The organism is Flavobacterium branchiicola, from assembly GCF_018383905.1.
GTDB lineage: Bacteria > Bacteroidota > Bacteroidia > Flavobacteriales > Flavobacteriaceae > Flavobacterium > Flavobacterium branchiicola.
Genome location: NZ_JAGYWA010000003.1, coordinates 711937 through 728457, shown reverse-complemented (window position 1 = coordinate 728457; position 16521 = coordinate 711937). Strand labels below are relative to the sequence as shown.

The following is a 16521-nucleotide window of genomic DNA, read 5'->3' as shown; positions in this document are numbered from 1 at the left end:
TTTAAATTTTAAGTTATCGGTAAGCGTATTTGAAAAATAGTACCTGTGGGGTAATTGTTTGTAATGGTTATTTCTCCATTATGATTTTTTACGATTCCGTCAACAAGACTTAAACCTAAACCTGAGCCCGTATTGCTGTTTTTTGTAGAAAAAAAAGGTTCAAATATTTGTTGTCTGATTTCCAGAGGTATTCCATGTCCTTGATCTTCAATTCTTATAAATAGATTTTCGGTATCATTTTCGATAATCGTTTTAATGCTGCTTCCTTCTTCTGATGCTTGTATTGCATTTATTAATAAATTGAAAAGAACTTGCTTTATTTGAACCGAATCAATTTTTATTTTTGAAACAGTATTATTAAAAATTAATTCACTTTTTATTTTTTTCTTCTGAAAATTTTGCTTCAGAAAAGTGAATGCAAAAGTAATGACAGGTTTTATTTCCTGAATTTTTGACTGATATGCCATTTCGCAGGAAAAAAACATTAATTTTTTAACAATTTCACGAGAATAAATTGCTGAGTCGATAATGGTGGTAATATCAGAGTCAATTTCAGGATCATTATTGGTTAATTTAATCAGTTCTGCATAGCCTAAAATATTTCCCAATGGGGTATTAAGTTCATGGGCAATTGCGGCTGCAGTTTTATGAAGAATAGATAGTCTGTCAATGTGTTCAAGGGTTCTCTCGAGTGAGGCCTTTTTATTTAGAGTCTCAAATTTTTCTATGTAACTGCTTATTTCCACTGCAATTACATTTAAAAGTTTTTGCTCATCTGCGAGAAAATGTGTTAAATTAAATTGGTCGGCAGGATAGTGAACCTTGATATAACCGGAGTCAATATTGGAAGAATTTATCAAGCTAATTTGAAATACAGTGTAATCTGGTAATGGTGATGTAGTGATATGATATTTAGGGATTTGAATTTCGACAATTGCTTCATGATTAAATTTCCAGGCATTTTTTACGCTCTCTAGTATTTTTTTTAAGATCGTTTCTTCAAAGAAATTTGATTTTGATATCGTTTCAGAAATTTCGTAGAGACAGGTTAATTCTTTTACTCTCTCTTTGAGTTTTTCCTTGGTTTGTTTTTGTTTCATTTTATAGGAAATTATCTATATTTATGTTGACTTTGGCGGCAAAAGTAATTAAATATTTGACTAATATATATTAAAGATATGTTATTGTTAACTTGTTGTAAACAAATAAGATATAAGCTATTTATTGTGTCTTATTGTGATATATTTTTGACTTATCGTGGTGTTTTTAAAAGTAAATTTTATAGATAAAAAACAGTATTTGTTTTCTAATAGATAGAGAGCAAAATTTCAGCAAAAAGTCTTATCCTGATACTATAAAAATGTTTAAGGGTTTATCGATTAAGGTAGACAGAATTAACTTTGAATCGTATAAAATAAAAAAAAGCTCTTAACTGTTTTTTACTATTTACTGAACAACAAAATAGCAATCAATATGATCGATTCTAAATTTTCTTTGGAGTTTAAATTAAATCCTGTTGAAATACGTAAATTAAATAAGATGTATTTTAGAAACTTTTATGAGGATAAAGTCAGGATATTTTCTTTTGTACTCTTGTTTGTATTATTTTTTTTTAGTTTAAGTTTTGATACCGATTTTATTACCTGGATAATTAGAAATCTTACGCTCGTTATCTTGTTTTTTTTACTTCAGTATTCATTTGTTAGTACAATCTGCAGAATTATATTTCAACTAATAAAGAAACTTGCAAAAATTGATAAGTATTTTAATAAATACAAATTCAACTTTACAAATTCATTTATATACATTCGTTCGCCTTTAGGTGACATAACTCATAAATGGAGTCAGATTGAAAATGCAATTTTGACTAAGGATTTTTTCTTTCTTTATATTAAGGAAAAAAACAACTATATAATCTCTATTTCTAATAAGCAGAATAATGGCAGAAATATAGATGAATTAATTGCTTTTGTGGATAGTAATGTAAGACCTGTAATTAAAGTTTAACGAAATATTGGTACTCTGTTTATTTAGAGTTTTATAGAATAAAAAGCTTATAATGACTGTTTTATGTCTTATTGGGCAATTTGAGAGGTTTTTTCGCCTTTACCTTTGTATAATGTTTAAGTTATTGATTAATAATACTGTAAATGATATTTTGATTTTTTTAATGGATAATAAAAAAGACAAAATTTTAAGGGAATAATGGAAAAAGAGAAAATTTTAGTACGCGATAGCAAAGGTGTTTTTTTAAAAATGTTTAAAAGAAAATTTAAGGATGAGTTTGATTTTGTTGATGAATCATTTTTGCTGAAAAATGAAAATGAATCGTTTCATTATGATCGCTCAATTTTCGTTGTTTATGATAAAACTGAAATTTTACAATTCTTGAAATTAGAAAATAAAGGAAAAAATGTTTTGGTATGCTTATTTAATAAGCAATTGCATAATACCTTATCTTTTTTGAATGAGATACTTAATGTAATTGTATTGGATAACGCTAAAACAAAACCAGAGATAATAAATGAATTAAAAATGTATCTAAAGAGCAATGTGCCTTTTTGTAATAAGGATAATGAAGTTAGTTTTTTAAATCCCCCAATTTATCAGACTCAATTTCAAAATCTTTATAAAGCACTGTTTCATTTAACTTAGTTAAGGCATATGAAAATTTGATTTTACAAGAAGTTGTTTATTAATTCATTTTTTACAAGTAGGATATCGGTTGCTCAATATCCTACTTTTTTTTAAAGATAATTTCTTTTGCCCAAAAGCGGTTTTGAAATGAATCAACAGAAAGCATCAACAGAAAGCATCAACGGATTGCTAGTTCCTTAAAACAAATTATAGAATCTTATTCTGCAAAGGAAGGAAGTTCTTACGAAATAAGACAGAAATAGGTGTCACAATGCACATATGAAGTACTATGAGCGGTAAATTTTGAAAAATATTCGAAAAAAAGTGATGTATTGATTTTTGTAATCCATTGATTTTTAGATTTAAAGAATTAAGGTTAAGTTTTTATTAACTCAATTGGCTAAAACAGTTATAATTTTAACACTAAACGTGCGTTATAGTTCAAGCAAACTTTTAATTTTGCGCCTTAATTTAACAAGTATAAGCATGAAAGATCTATTAGTAAAAATCAACGCCGAGATTGACGCATTCAGAACTGAAGCAGAATCATTAACTGAAAAAGGAGTTAAAGCTGCTGGACCAAGAGCTAGAAAAGCTACTTTAGAAATTGAAAAACTTTTGAAAGAATTCAGAAAAGTTTCTATCGAAGAATCAAAAAAATAATACGTAACCGTATTCAAAAACAAAACCTCGCTTATGTAATGTAAGCGAGGTTTTTTTTATCAATTTTTACAAATATCTGAATATTAAAATATTACTATCTGAAACTGTAAATTGTGAATATCTATTTCATATTTTAAGACATTATTTCGTTGTAAAATCTATCTTTGGCATCCTTAAAAATTAAAAAAAATGAGCGCAACTTGGTACGAATGCAAAGTAAAATATAGAAAAACGGACGAGACTGGAGGGCAAAAAGTTTTAACAGAGCCGTATTTGGTAGATGCAATATCTTATACAGAAGCTGAAAAAAGAATTAATGAAGAAATGGCTGCTTATATAAGTGAAGAATTTAAAATCACCAATATAAAAGTGGCGAATTTTGCCGAAATACACCCGTTTGAAAATGCAGACCGTTGGTTTAAATCAAAAGTTTCTTTGATTGCCTATGATGAAGAAAGCGGAAAAGAAAGAAAAACAAACATGTATATGCTGATTCAGGCCAACGATGTTAGAGAGGCTTTTGATAATACAATTCACGTGATGAAAAACTCAATGGGAGAGTACTCAATCCCGGCGATTTCAGAATCTCCAATTATGGATGTTTTCCCTTATTTCAGTGGAGAAGAGGAAGAAACGGCAATGTTGGAAAGATTTAATGCACTTAAAGCTTCTAAGCCTGTAACTGCCGAAGTGCAGGACACAATGGAGTTTGATGCTGCATATTTAGAAGAAAGTATGTAAAAGTGTTTTCGATTTTCGAATCGGATTTTCTCAAAATAAGAACAAAATAAAAAAAGCAAAATAGATTCTATTTTGCTTTTTTTATTTCACTACTTTAATAAAGCATTTGTGCCAATGGTGATACTACAGAAGCTGATTTTGGCAATAAAGCAGTCAGTGCTGTAAATTGTGTGGGACTTATATTCTTTTTCATTTTGGCAATAAACGACTCTCTGTTGGCTGTCATTTTTGAGTTATAACCCGATTTGTCGGTGGCCATTGTTGGTAAAATACTTTTCTTTTTATTGAGAGCTTCATTTACCAATGAATTAACTGCAGGTTTTTGCGCATCGGTTAATTTCAACTTAGGATTCAATAATCCCATAACCTGATTAGAAATACTAGCAACATCAAACGAAGGAGCTGCTGTTGTAGATGCTTTACTGGCAGCTTTTGTAATATCTCCTACACTTTGTGCATTTACAAACGAAATGGTTCCGAATAAAACCATTACAATCAATAGTCTTTTTTTCATAATATTTTTTTTAAAAGTTGTTGGAAGGTATTAAAGGTAAAAAAAATATTGATTCAATAAATTTTTATTAAATGTAAATGCTTGATAAGGTGTTTGTTATGTGTGTTTTTTAAGAGATTTTACTAATATTGAAAAATTAAAATTAATCCTATCTTAGCTATAGAATCAAATTGTAATTGAAAACCACTAACAAAAAAAACAAACCTCAGAAACCAAAATCTACATGAATAAGAAAACATTTATTTTAACAGCATTTGTTCTCCTAAAGTTTATTTTGCAATATATCCTGATAGATTCTGAATATGATTTGCAACGGGATGAATATCTGCATCTCGATCAGGCACATCATCTGGCCTGGGGCTATTTATCTGTTCCGCCTGTAACTTCCTGGTTTTCGTATCTGATCTATTTGCTTGGAAATTCGGTTTTCTGGGTTAAATTTTTCCCGGCTCTTTTTGGCGTATTGACCTTGATAGTGGTCTGGAAAACAATCGAAGTTTTAAAAGGAAAATTGTATGCCTTAGTTTTAGGGGCAACTTGTATTTTATTATCATCACTTTTAAGAATCAATATGTTGTATCAGCCAAATTCTTTAGATGTTTTATGCTGGACACTGTTTTATTATGTGGTAATTGAATACATAACAACCGAAAAAGTAAAGTGGTTTTATATCGGTGCAGTAGTGTTTGCGTTTGGTTTTTTAAATAAATACAATATCCTTTTTCTGTTAATAGGCCTTTTACCTGCTATTTTGTTATCCGAACAAAGAAAAATTTTTACGGAAAAAAAACTCTATTTTGCATTGATTTTGGGATTGATTTTAATTCTACCGAATCTTTTGTGGCAATACAACAATCATTTTCCTATTGTACATCACATGAAAGAATTGGCAGAAACACAATTGGTAAATGTAGATCGCGTCGGATTTTTAAAAGAACAATTGCTGTTTTTTATCGGTGCCCTTCCGGTAATTATTTTTTCCTTTTATGCGTTGCTTTTTTATAAACCTTTTGCGAGATATAAACTATTTTTCTTTTCAATACTATTCACGCTTTTAGTCTTTATTTATTTCAAAGCCAAAGCCTATTATGCCATTGGATTGTATCCTGTTTATATTGCTTTTGGTGCCGTTTATTTAGGCGAAATTTTAAAAACTGGATGGAAACGTTTTCTGCAACCTGTATTTATTGCCATTCCTTTGCTGTTTTTTATTCCGATATACAATTTTGCATTCCCAAATAAAAGTCCGGAATATATATTTAAACATCCCGAAAAATATAAGAAATTGGGAATGTTACGTTGGGAAGACGGAAAGGACCATGAATTACCTCAGGATTTTGCTGATATGCTGGGGTGGAAGGAACTCGCCTGCAAAACAGATTCAGTTTATGCAATGTTTCCTAAATCTGAAAACACGCTTGTTCTTTGTGATAATTATGGTCAGGCCGGAGCAATTAATTATTACACCAAAAAAGGAATTAAAGCAGTTTCTTTTAATGCTGATTATGTGAACTGGTTTAATTTGAATATCTATTACAAAAACCTGATTAGAGTAAAGGAATTTGAGGAAAACAACAATGAATTTGAAGAGACAAGTCCGTTTTTTCAATCGGGATACATAAGTGGTGAAATAACAAACAAATACGCGCGAGAATACAAAACCACCATTTTTGTTTTTGCAAACGCCAAAATCGATATTAATAATCGATTAAAACAGGAAATTAAAGAAGAAACAAATTACGATAAATAAACATGATCGATTTTAGTTCTATTGATTATTTACAATCAGGTAATGCTAAACAGATTTTGGCTTACCAGATTTTAACGGAAAATAAGATTTTAGATACCCTTTCAGAGTTTGATCCTATATTGGTTGGAACAATTCCGATCAATATAGATATTGAAAACAGTGATCTGGATGTTATTTGTTACTGGACAAGTAAAGCCGAATTTGTTTCCAGGATTCGTTTGCTGTTTGAAAATAAAAACGAATTCAAAATTCAGGAAGCCTATATCAATAATCAGGAATCTGTAATTGCGAACTTTTTAATTGATGGATTCGAAATTGAAATCTTCGGGCAAAATATTCCGACCAAAGAGCAAAACGGATACAGACATATGCTTATCGAACATCAGATTCTGGAGTTAAAAGGCGAAAACTTCCGTCAGGAAATCATAAAACTAAAACGAAAGGGTTTTAAAACCGAGCCTGCTTTTGGCAAATTACTAGGTTTAAAAGTCAATCCGTATCAGGAATTGCTGGATTATAAAATTTAATCAAAAAAAATGTTAGACGCAGTAGGCTTTAGACTAGAGGATTAGCGGTTGAAAAAGTACTTTCGTTAAAATAAATCATTATTTCCTTTGGAAAACTGTATTTAGTGTGTATCTTTGCACCCGAAACATCGCGGGATAGAGCAGTAGGCAGCTCGTCGGGCTCATAACCCGAAGGTCACAGGTTCGAGTCCTGTTCCCGCTACTAAAACAAAAGCTTCAGAGAAATCTGGAGCTTTTTTTGTTTTTAGCGAAATTAAAGATTTGCGGGTTCATATCCGCCGCGGCGGACACAGGTTCGAGTCTTCGCCGTGGCGAACTACTAAGACAAAGCTTCAGAGAAATCTGGAGCTTTTTTGTTTTAAAGAAATAATAGTTTTTGGGCTCATATCCACCGCGGCGGACAGAGGTTCGAGTTTTCGCCGCGACGAACTACTAAGACAAAAGCTTCAGAGAAATCTGAAGCTTTTGTCTTTTTCGAAATAAAATTATCCGATCAAACTTTTTCTTTTCTTAAATAAGAATCTCAGATAGTTCTTTTATCTATTAGTTAATCATTTCTTAATCCACAAAGAAAATCATTCGCATTAACATAAATTAGTTCTATTAATGCGAATTAAATGTGTTATGTCTTCAAGTATGACTTAGTTACCATAATATTCAAAAACAAATATTCAAAACAACTTTTATTTTTAAAATTGATTTATACCACACTTTTAAATATTGCGATTTTTCAGGGAGTAGTTTTAGGCTTAATTATATTAAAGTCTTCTTTATTCAATAGCAATTCAAATAAATATCTAGCCTATTTGCTGTTTGTACTTTCCATTGTTTTACTAAATTATGTTTTTGAAATTGAAGCTGTTTTTAAAACCTATCCTTTATTACGTTTTATAGACGCTATCGATTGGATATTTCTATTGCCTGTTTTTACATTTCTGTTTATTATAAACCGCATTGATGATACGGTAAAAAATAAACAGAAAATTTATTTGTGTTACATTCCATTTGCCTATAACAGTATTCTTTCTGTTGCAGTCTGTCTTGACATTGTAGCAGGAATTTATAAAATTCCTGAATCCTACATTTATTTAATTAATATACTTAGGATGATTCAGCTGTTATTAGCCGTTATCATCATCCTTTTTCTACCTCTTTACTCTTATTTTATGATAAGACATTTAAAGGATCCTCAAGAAAAAAAATGGGTTATTACTTTATTAACTGGTATGTCGCTGCTATTGATTATTTGGCTTACTACCTATTTGGTTGGCTGGTATTTTCAAACAGATGTTTCTTTTATTATGAGTGTTCTGGGATTATCTGCTACATTCATAATTCATTGGACAGCTTATGTCGGAATTTACAAATACAAACTGGCCAAAAATAAAGAGGCCATTTATAATTTCCTGAATAACGATTTAGCTGTTTCATCTGTTAGTTTTCAAATTACAGAAAATAGCCTAACAGAAGAAAATAATATCTCAGAAAAATACAGAGAATCTATCACGGCAGATAATCCATATTTCCAAAAACTAGAACTGCTTTGCAAGGAACAGCACATTTATATTGACAGCACATTAAACCGAGAAAAAATAGCAGAACAGCTGGGAATAAGCGCAGGATATCTTTCGCAAATTATAAATACAATAACAGAAGATAACTTTGCCAATTATATTAACCAATATCGGGTTGAAGCTGTTAAGGAAATGATTTCAAATTCTGATTATGAAAATTACAATCTGCTGGCAATGGGGATGGAATCCGGATTTACTTCAAAAGCCACTTTTTACAAAGCCTTTAAAAAACATACAGGACAAACACCTAATGAGTATAAAATCACCTGTAAATAGGTATCAATTTATCCATTTTTAAGCTTTTGAGACCTTTTCTATTTTTTCTTATATCAATTTTGGATTTCAATAATTCAAATCAATTTTTATGAAAAAAAACTATTTGCTGCTTGTTGTTTTATTTGTCTTTTATGCTGCTAAAGCACAGAATGAAACCGATCCTTATCAGAAGAATAATGAAATTAAATTAAATGTCCTTGCCCCTTTATGGCAATCCTTTCAGTTTGGTTACGAAAGAAATTTAAATCATAATTCATCATTTGGACTTTCTTTTAATTACATATTTGACAACACAAAGAATGAAAAAGATTTAAATTATTCCGCATCTCCCTATTACAGAAGATATTTTGGCAAAAAATATGCATCAGGCTGGTTTGTTGAAGGATTTGGAATGCTGACTTCTATAGATGGCAAAAAAATATATACTTCGGAAGATCATTCAATATATACCGAAAATCCCGATGTTATTGATTTTGCTCTCGGTGCAGGCGGAGGCTGGAAATGGGTCAGTAAAAGTGGTTTCCTTTTCGAAGCAAATATTGGTTGGGGAAAACTACTATTTAATGCTGATAAAACGGACCACACCCAAGTTGCAAAATTTGGACTAAGTGCTGCGTATCGATTTTAATAAAATTGATGTTGTCAAAAAATAATAATTCAATTTATAAAGTCAAATTCTTGTTGCAACTTTATAAAAATCTTTAAAAAACTGGTTAGATATTCGAATGTTTCCCATTACTAATACAAAAGCTTCAGATTTCTCTGAAGCTTTTTTACTTTAATCATTTTTGAGAACGTCTCGATTCGTTTATGAATGGGACGCTCGCGCAAGTAGGGGGAAATTAATTATTTAATCTGCAAAGCAACAACCTCCACCAGCTAAAGGATATTCCGGCGGACATGCTCCATTTTTCAAGATGGCTGCTCCAATGCTAAGTGCTTTTGCACAGGCTTCAGTTACTCCGCCATTTACCGCTTTTAGCTCTTTTTTAGTTAATTCTTGTGCTCCGTTTAAATTTAAAATTTTCTTTAACATAATACAAAAGTTTAAAAATTTACTTAATCCCCAATCATTTATAGACACTTGGGGTTTTTGTCTATCCTCGCGCAGGAATATTTTCTATATTTTATAATTCAATAGTTTTTTTAAATTTTTTTTCTCTTTCTGAAAAATCATTTAGGAAATAGTTTAAGTCAATTTCGGATTTTTTGCTAACTCAATTTATGTGTTTCATTCATTTTTCAGGCCTAATAATCCAGATGGCGAATAGTAAAAGAAGTAACAAATAAAGTTTTTTCAGGCTTTTAACAGATTTGTAATTTAAAATGACGTACGAATATACTTAATTTAAACATTACTCAGTTATTTTTATTTAAGTTAAAGATTACTATTATACACTACTTTTTATCCGACAGAATTAAAAATCCCTTATCCTACAATATAAAAACAGGTAGAATTACGCTTAAAAATTAGGAATTTACTGAGTTTATTTGTTAAAGAATTTCATTTGCTAAAAGAATAAACCATTAACTAAATCACCTGATCATGGAAAACTACTTACACGGCTTACTCGACGAAGACAACGACGTTATTATTCAGCAATACTTAAAGTATATTGACGAGGGAATCCCGCGCACGGATAAACCAAAAGATGTATTAATCATTGGTGCCGGAATGGCCGGAATGGTATCCGCAGCTTTGTTAAAAGAGGCTGGTCATAATGTTACTATAGTTGAATCAAATACCCGTGTTGGTGGCAGGATCAAGACTTTCAGAAATTCTGAAGACAAAAAATACTTTGAAGACGACAGTGTTTATGGCGAAGCCGGTGCGATGCGTATCCCGACCATACACCAAATGGTACTAAAATATATTGATAAACTCGGACTTAAAACGGAGCCTTTTTATTATCTGTCTGTTGATAAAGAACAGGCAATTGCACATCAGGCAGATCCTAATAAACCAGAGCCGGAGGTTACCAGAAATTCTCTTTTCTACGTTAACCGCAAACGAGTTGTCCAGAATGAATACATCCCAAAAGATAAAACTAAAGTTGTCGATGTAAACAAACTATTGGACTTTCATCTGGGCAGCAGCGAAAACATGCGTGCCGACCAGTTAATGGCCAATCTAATTAATCCGCTTAAAGCTTTTATAGCAGAAGATCCTGAGAAAAACTGGCCTTTGCTGATTGAACGTTACGGAGAATATTCGATGCGTCGTTTTTTAAAAGAGAATTCGATGTATTCAGAGAATGCCATCGAAATGATAGGGGTAATGCAAAATCTGGAGTCTAGAATGGCGTATGATTTTATCCAAAGTTTTATAGAACAAAATATTATCAAAGATTCTACTCGGTTTTTGGAAATTGTTGGCGGAAGTGACATGTTGCCAAATGCATTTTTCAAAGCGCATAGTCTCGAAGAAAACACTTATTTTGATTGCAGAATGACCGAAATGATGCTCGTTAACAACAAAGTAAAGATAAAAGTAAATATTGAGGTAGAGCGTGACTTCCAGTTTTATGAAGATGCAGGATTCAAAGCATTAAAAACGCCTGTAAGTGATCTTGAATTTGATGAAGTAATTGTTACCATACCTTTTTCGGCATTAAGACATGTGTATGTAACACCACAATTCAAACAGTTAAAACGAAAAGCAATTCGTGAACTGCACTACGATTCTGCTACTAAAATTTTGTTGGAATTTCGTGAGAAATGGTGGCAGGAAGCACCTTATAATATTGTTGGCGGTGGCACAATTACCGATTTTTCGAACCGTTTTACTTATTATCCGAGTAATGATTTGGGAACTAAAGGACATGGTCTTGTACTGGCCTCTTATTGCTGGTCTGACGAAGCAAGCCGCTGGGATTCTATGGATGACGACGACAGGTATTTTTATGCACTTAAAAACCTCGCCATCATGCACTCTGATGACGAGAAAGAACAACAGCGTATTATTGATCTTGCTGTAATTACCTCAAGTATCAAGAATCAGAAAGGCAAAGCTGGAAAATTAATCGGCGGAGCCACACAAAGTTGGATGCGCGACCCTTATGCTTATGGTGAAGCGGCTATATTTAATCCGGGACAATTACACTTATTGCAGCGTCATATTATCTCAACAGAATGGAATGGAAAAGCCCATTTTGCCGGTGAGCATACTTCTTTGAAACATGCCTGGATTGAAGGCGCTATCGAGTCCGGAATTCGTACTGCGCTTGAAGTAAACGAAAATACGGGTAACCTTAATAATCCAATTTAAGATGGTACAGAAAAAAATCACCGTTGCAAAATACCTGCAACTACGTCTGGAACAATTAGGGTTGACGCATTTATTTGGAATTGCGGGCAATTATACCGCACCGTTTTTAAATACGATTCACGAAGACAAAAGTTCAAAAATCAAAATTGTTAACGATACAAACGAAATAAATGCCGGACATTGTACTGATGCCTATGCACGTCAAAACGGTTTCGCTGCAGTTGCGGTAACATATGGCGTGGGAGCATTTACGTTACTTAATTCGGTTGCAGGTTCTTACGTAGAGCATTGTCCAGTGCTTGTTATTAATGGCGCTCCGACCAATAAAGATCAGCAGCGAAGCCTTGTTCAGGGTATGCTGGCCTCACATATGACAGGTGATATGTATAGCAATATCAATGTGTTCCGAAATGTTACCGTCGCGGCAGAACAAGTTACAGGTTCATCAGATGCACCTTATAAAATTGATGCCGTGCTGAATGCTTGTATTTTATACGGAAGACCGGTTTATCTTGAGGTTTTTGAAGATGTATGGCGAATGGAATGTAATCCGCCTGTGGCTCCATTAGTAGAAAGAGAAGCATCTAAATGTCAATCAAGTGCACGCAAAGCGGCTCAAAGAGTAGCGGCAATGGCAAAGGGAAAAGAAATTATTTTTTGGGGCGGCATCGAGATTCAGCGCTATGGTATTCAAAAGGAATTCCTGGATCTGATCGAAACTACCGATACCGAATTTGTGACCTCTATACTTGGAAAATCAATCGTGTCTGAAAATCATCCCAAATTCAAAGGTGTTTTTAATGGCAAAGCATCACCAAAAGATGTCAAGGAACAATTTGAAAAAGCTCAGCTAAAAATTGGTCTGGGCGTATGGACGACCGGAAAAAATCTTGGCGGATTTGATGTATGGAAGGAAGATACTGTACTTGCCAATCACAGTGGGGTAAGAATTGGAGCTTCTTATATAGCTAATGTATCGCTAAGAGATTTTATGATATTCCTGAAAGAAGAACTTACCAAAGTTGCTTTTAGTGCTTACGAAATGTATGATGCAAAGAATCTGTCTGAATCCTTTTTTTTAGCGGATGTAGCGATAGCGAGAAAAGAAAAACCGGCGCTAACTTATGATACATTTTTCAATCGAATTAATGATTTTATAGATGAGAAACATATAGTAGTTGCCGATGCTGGTTTTCCTTTATTAGGCGCTCAGGGTATTCGTATTCCAGAACCAAACGGATTCGTAGCACAGGCATCATGGCTTTCGATAGGGTATTCTGTTCCTGCAGCAACCGGAATAAAATGTGCCAGACCAGATAAAAGACCGGTAGTATTTGTTGGAGATGGTGCTTTTCAGGAAACCTGTCAAGCCATTTCTACACAGAATAAACTGAAACACGACACCATTGTTTTTGTTTTGGATAATGGTATTTATGGTATCGAACAAATGCTGGTTAATCCAAATCCGTTTCGTGGTGAAGACAAGGTAGAATATAGCATTCCAGATTTAAACAATGTTTATGATTACAACGAAATGCACCGTTGGAAATATGCGAAACTCGTTGATGTATTTGGAGGCAAAGGTTTTGAAGTCAACAGTCTCGATGAACTTGATGATGTTTTAAAACAGCTTGAAAGCATTAAAGAAAATACCATTATACATGTAAACATACCTAAAACGTCTATTCCGGAAGCCATTGCTTATAAAACAGAAGAGCCCGGAGAAGATGAATTTCTCGATAAAGACTGGAGTTTATGTTAAGTTTAAAATGGATTAATCTTTAACCCGTTGGATGAAATGTAATAAAATTTAATTTTAACACATAGAGACATAGTTTTTCTTGACCATAAAAGGCGTTTCACTTTTTTAAATAAACATAGCTATGTGTGAAAACTAGTTTTTTCTTTAACCTTTTTTTATTTAAAACTAAAATCTACTGTTTCTATGTGTTAAAAAAATAATTTCACCCAACGGGTTAATCTTTAAGATATTCTTTCTAATAAACAACAAAAGCCGTCTCAGTTTTAATTGCTGAGATGGCTTTTTTTAATGAATCTGTGTTTTCTCAGCGATATTTTATTCTACTCTAAAAGTGTCGTTGTCTTTATCTTCGATCCAGTTATATTCAATTTCAAATGCAATTTGTTTTGCAAATTCAATTCCGTGTTGGTCACTTATAAAACCCAAGGTCATGTCTATTCCGGCACTTACGCCCGATGATGTATAATATTTGTCGTCAACTGTCCAACGTGCTTTTTTGTTCCAATTTACATTAGTGCCATTTGTAATTACCCAGGCAAATGCCCGTTTATTTGAAGTTGCTGTTTTATGGTCTAATAGTCCAGTTCTTGCGAGTAATGCACTTCCTGTGCAAACTGTCAATACAAATTTGCTGAATGCTGCTATTTCCTTTATTTTGTCAATAAGTAATTTATTTTCAACTTCTTTTCTTGTACCTAAACCGCCAGGAATTATAAATATTTCCAAGTTCTCGTTAACGTCTTCGAATTTTGAAGTCAAGACAGAAACTCCATGTTTATTTTTTATTTGCCCACCATTCAGTGAATAAAACTTGATCTTATACAAGTCTTGAAGTCGTCCAAAAACTTCTACAGGTCCGTAAACATCTAAGGTTTCAAAGTCGTCAAATAGTAAAACTGCTATATTCATAATATTGTGCCCAGAAGATCATTATCTGATCGTTTTATTTTTAAGTTTTGTCTTCCATGTTTCAATCCATTCGTTTTTTAAAATACTCAAAATTGTTGAGTCAATTCTGTTTCCATTTTGATCAAAACTACGGCTTCTTAATATTCCCTCTTCAGTACAACCAACGCTTTTCATTGCATTTATACTTCGGGTATTTTTACTGTTAGCTCCTAGACCAATTCTTTCAACTCCTAGTTTCTCAAATGCGAAGTCAAACATTAAGTATTTGCAATTTTTGTTTATTCCTGTGCCTTGATATTTTTTTCCATACCAAGTATAGCCCACTTCAATGGTGTTCAATTCCAATACAATACTGTAAAATCTGGTGCTTCCAACATATTCGTTTGTTCTTTTATCAAAAATAATAAACGGATATTGGTTTTCTTTCTCTCTTTGCTTTAACGCATTGTCAATATATTTCAATAGATTTTCTTCTCCGTTTGCACCACCCATGTTAAATTCCCAAATTTCAGGTTCGTTAACTGAAAAGTTTAAAAGATATTGAAAATCGTCTGATTTCAGAGGTCTTAAAAGTACAGTTTCGTCCTCTAGAATATAATCGGTTTTGTAATCAAATTTTATTTCGTTCATTTTAATTATATGTGTTTCTGTGGTCTTATTTTTTAGATTGCCAAAATCTGTCTTTTCCCTCTGCTATCCATTCCAGAGATTGGGCAATCCTTTTATTTCTGGTTTCGTCTGTTTTAGCGTCTGCAATCCAGATGATATAGTTTTTACGAAAGGAAGGCGATTTACTTTCAAAGATTTCAGCCGCTTTATTGTCTTTTTTTAATGCATCTGTAAATTCTTTAGGAGCAACAACTTCTACTGCCGATTTTTCTTTTACAGGCTTAGGTTTTGCAGTGCCATTTTCGTTTAATTCCATTGCTTCTTTGATATAGACAATTAGAATTTTCTCGTTTGGCAATTCAGATAAATCTTTGACTTTGTCCATATAACCAAATTTTTTACCTGCTTTTACACTTGCTTGTATTTCTTTATCTTTCATCAGTTCGGCTTTATACAAACTAAAAGAACAATGTTGTTTAAAACCGCCCATCATAACCAAATGTTCGCCTTTATACGAATAATGTGGTGTTCCCCATTTTATATTTTCTTCTACTTCCGGGCAGGTACTAAAAATGATTTCTCTTAAATGAGTTAGAATAGATTTTGCAAAATCAGCCATTTTTGCAATGTAAGCAGTAACGTCTTTGTTGTAATTTTCCATTAATTAAAGAATTTAATTTTATGACAAGAATAAAGAATATAGTTGTTCACCAGAGAGTATCTCGCTAGCGGGAGAATATTTTACGGCAAATAATGATTGATAGCTTTAAAAAAACGCAACAATAAAAAAATAGAAAAGTGTCCAGGTTCCTATAAAAAAGAGTCCAAGATATACATTGTTTAAATTTTTCTTTAAGTCCCTTTTTACAATAAGACGATATAGAATCCAACTTATAAAAGTGATAGTTAAACCTATTGCCATAAAGATTCTTGACATAATGATCTCATTTTTGACGGCATTTTAAATGGTTTATGTCGTCTGTTAAGTATTGTTTTTATTTTCTATTAAGATGGAGCTTTTTGAAGTTTGTTGAAAGTCAGATAAATGTAGTGATTTTGGGTCATGTTTGCACAAGAAAAAATAACCTATTTTTTGATTTTAAATAGCAAAGGTCTTTTCTCAAAAAAATACTCTAATAAAAGCAACTATTGGAATGTCGAAAACAAGATATAAAGAGCAGAAAAGCAGTTTATTTTTTAAGAATTCTAAAAAATAATACGCTAAATAATGCTCAAAATTAGAGATTTTTCTTTAGTTCGGCCTAAAAACCGATCATTTGTTAAGTTTAGG

Annotated in this window: 16 protein-coding genes and 1 tRNA gene; 11 read left to right on the top strand and 6 right to left on the bottom strand. The window is 32.3% G+C overall.

The annotated features are described in order from the left end of the window. Positions 1 to 8: 8 nt before the first annotated feature. Positions 9 to 1100, bottom strand: coding sequence for a sensor histidine kinase (locus tag KHA98_RS09930; protein ID WP_213257709.1), 1092 nt, complete (start codon positions 1098 to 1100; stop codon positions 9 to 11). A gap of 373 nt (positions 1101 to 1473) precedes the next feature. Between KHA98_RS09930 and KHA98_RS09925 the strand changes: the two genes are divergently transcribed. The 4 genes from KHA98_RS09925 to KHA98_RS09910 all read left to right on the top strand — a co-directional run bounded on the left by KHA98_RS09925 (position 1474) and on the right by KHA98_RS09910 (position 4041). Then, a complete protein-coding gene (locus tag KHA98_RS09925) occupies positions 1474 to 2007 on the top strand; it encodes a YcxB family protein (RefSeq protein WP_213257707.1) in 534 nt (177 codons plus the stop codon). A gap of 198 nt (positions 2008 to 2205) precedes the next feature. Continuing rightward, positions 2206 to 2655 carry a hypothetical protein gene (locus KHA98_RS09920; protein WP_213257705.1) on the top strand — a complete coding sequence of 150 codons (450 nt, stop codon included), beginning with the start codon at positions 2206 to 2208 and terminating at the stop codon, positions 2653 to 2655. Positions 2656 to 3123: 468 nt separating this feature from the next. Next, positions 3124 to 3300 (top strand): histone H1, encoded by a 177-nt coding sequence (locus tag KHA98_RS09915; protein WP_213257703.1) that lies wholly within the window; start codon positions 3124 to 3126, stop codon positions 3298 to 3300. Between the two features lie 189 nt (positions 3301 to 3489). Next, positions 3490 to 4041 (top strand): DUF4494 domain-containing protein, encoded by a 552-nt coding sequence (locus KHA98_RS09910; RefSeq protein WP_213257701.1) that lies wholly within the window; start codon positions 3490 to 3492, stop codon positions 4039 to 4041. A gap of 94 nt (positions 4042 to 4135) precedes the next feature. Here the strand turns inward: KHA98_RS09910 and KHA98_RS09905 are convergent, their stop codons facing one another. Continuing rightward, positions 4136 to 4555, bottom strand: a complete 420-nt coding sequence (locus KHA98_RS09905; RefSeq protein ID WP_213257699.1) for a hypothetical protein — start codon at positions 4553 to 4555, stop codon at positions 4136 to 4138. Between the two features lie 223 nt (positions 4556 to 4778). Between KHA98_RS09905 and KHA98_RS09900 the strand changes: the two genes are divergently transcribed. The 5 genes from KHA98_RS09900 to KHA98_RS09880 all read left to right on the top strand — a co-directional run bounded on the left by KHA98_RS09900 (position 4779) and on the right by KHA98_RS09880 (position 9310). After that, positions 4779 to 6305, top strand: coding sequence for an ArnT family glycosyltransferase (locus KHA98_RS09900; protein ID WP_213257697.1), 1527 nt, complete (start codon positions 4779 to 4781; stop codon positions 6303 to 6305). Between the two features lie 2 nt (positions 6306 to 6307). Further along, complete coding sequence (locus KHA98_RS09895) at positions 6308 to 6832, top strand: DUF4269 domain-containing protein (RefSeq protein WP_213257695.1); 525 nt, start codon at positions 6308 to 6310, stop codon at positions 6830 to 6832. Positions 6833 to 6961: 129 nt separating this feature from the next. Next, positions 6962 to 7034 (top strand) — tRNA-Met (locus tag KHA98_RS09890). Between the two features lie 493 nt (positions 7035 to 7527). Next, positions 7528 to 8682, top strand: coding sequence for a helix-turn-helix domain-containing protein (locus tag KHA98_RS09885; RefSeq protein WP_213257693.1), 1155 nt, complete (start codon positions 7528 to 7530; stop codon positions 8680 to 8682). 88 nt (positions 8683 to 8770) lie between these two features. Next, the gene (locus KHA98_RS09880) at positions 8771 to 9310 is read left to right on the top strand and encodes a DUF3575 domain-containing protein (RefSeq protein ID WP_213257691.1); all 540 of its coding nucleotides are present in this window, start codon (positions 8771 to 8773) and stop codon (positions 9308 to 9310) included. Between the two features lie 222 nt (positions 9311 to 9532). Here KHA98_RS09880 and KHA98_RS09875 read toward each other — a convergent pair whose 3' ends face one another. Beyond that, positions 9533 to 9718, bottom strand: a complete 186-nt coding sequence (locus KHA98_RS09875; protein ID WP_213257689.1) for a class IIb bacteriocin, lactobin A/cerein 7B family — start codon at positions 9716 to 9718, stop codon at positions 9533 to 9535. A 510-nt stretch (positions 9719 to 10228) separates the two neighbouring features. Here KHA98_RS09875 and KHA98_RS09870 point away from each other — a divergent pair. Both KHA98_RS09870 and KHA98_RS09865 read left to right on the top strand, forming a co-directional pair. After that, positions 10229 to 11950: a flavin monoamine oxidase family protein gene (locus tag KHA98_RS09870; protein WP_213257687.1), complete on the top strand. Its 1722-nt coding sequence runs from the start codon at positions 10229 to 10231 to the stop codon at positions 11948 to 11950. 1 nt (position 11951) lies between these two features. Further along, complete coding sequence (locus KHA98_RS09865) at positions 11952 to 13712, top strand: alpha-keto acid decarboxylase family protein (RefSeq protein WP_213257685.1); 1761 nt, start codon at positions 11952 to 11954, stop codon at positions 13710 to 13712. A gap of 315 nt (positions 13713 to 14027) precedes the next feature. Here the strand turns inward: KHA98_RS09865 and KHA98_RS09860 are convergent, their stop codons facing one another. The 3 genes from KHA98_RS09860 to KHA98_RS09850 are packed head-to-tail and all read right to left on the bottom strand — an operon-like array spanning position 14028 to position 15891. Next, a complete protein-coding gene (locus KHA98_RS09860) occupies positions 14028 to 14621 on the bottom strand; it encodes a DJ-1/PfpI family protein (protein ID WP_246522268.1) in 594 nt (197 codons plus the stop codon). A 21-nt stretch (positions 14622 to 14642) separates the two neighbouring features. Beyond that, the gene (locus KHA98_RS09855; protein ID WP_213257684.1) at positions 14643 to 15251 is read right to left on the bottom strand and encodes a GNAT family N-acetyltransferase; all 609 of its coding nucleotides are present in this window, start codon (positions 15249 to 15251) and stop codon (positions 14643 to 14645) included. Between the two features lie 25 nt (positions 15252 to 15276). After that, positions 15277 to 15891, bottom strand: a complete 615-nt coding sequence (locus tag KHA98_RS09850; RefSeq protein WP_213257682.1) for a YdeI/OmpD-associated family protein — start codon at positions 15889 to 15891, stop codon at positions 15277 to 15279. Positions 15892 to 16521 lie beyond the last annotated feature (630 nt).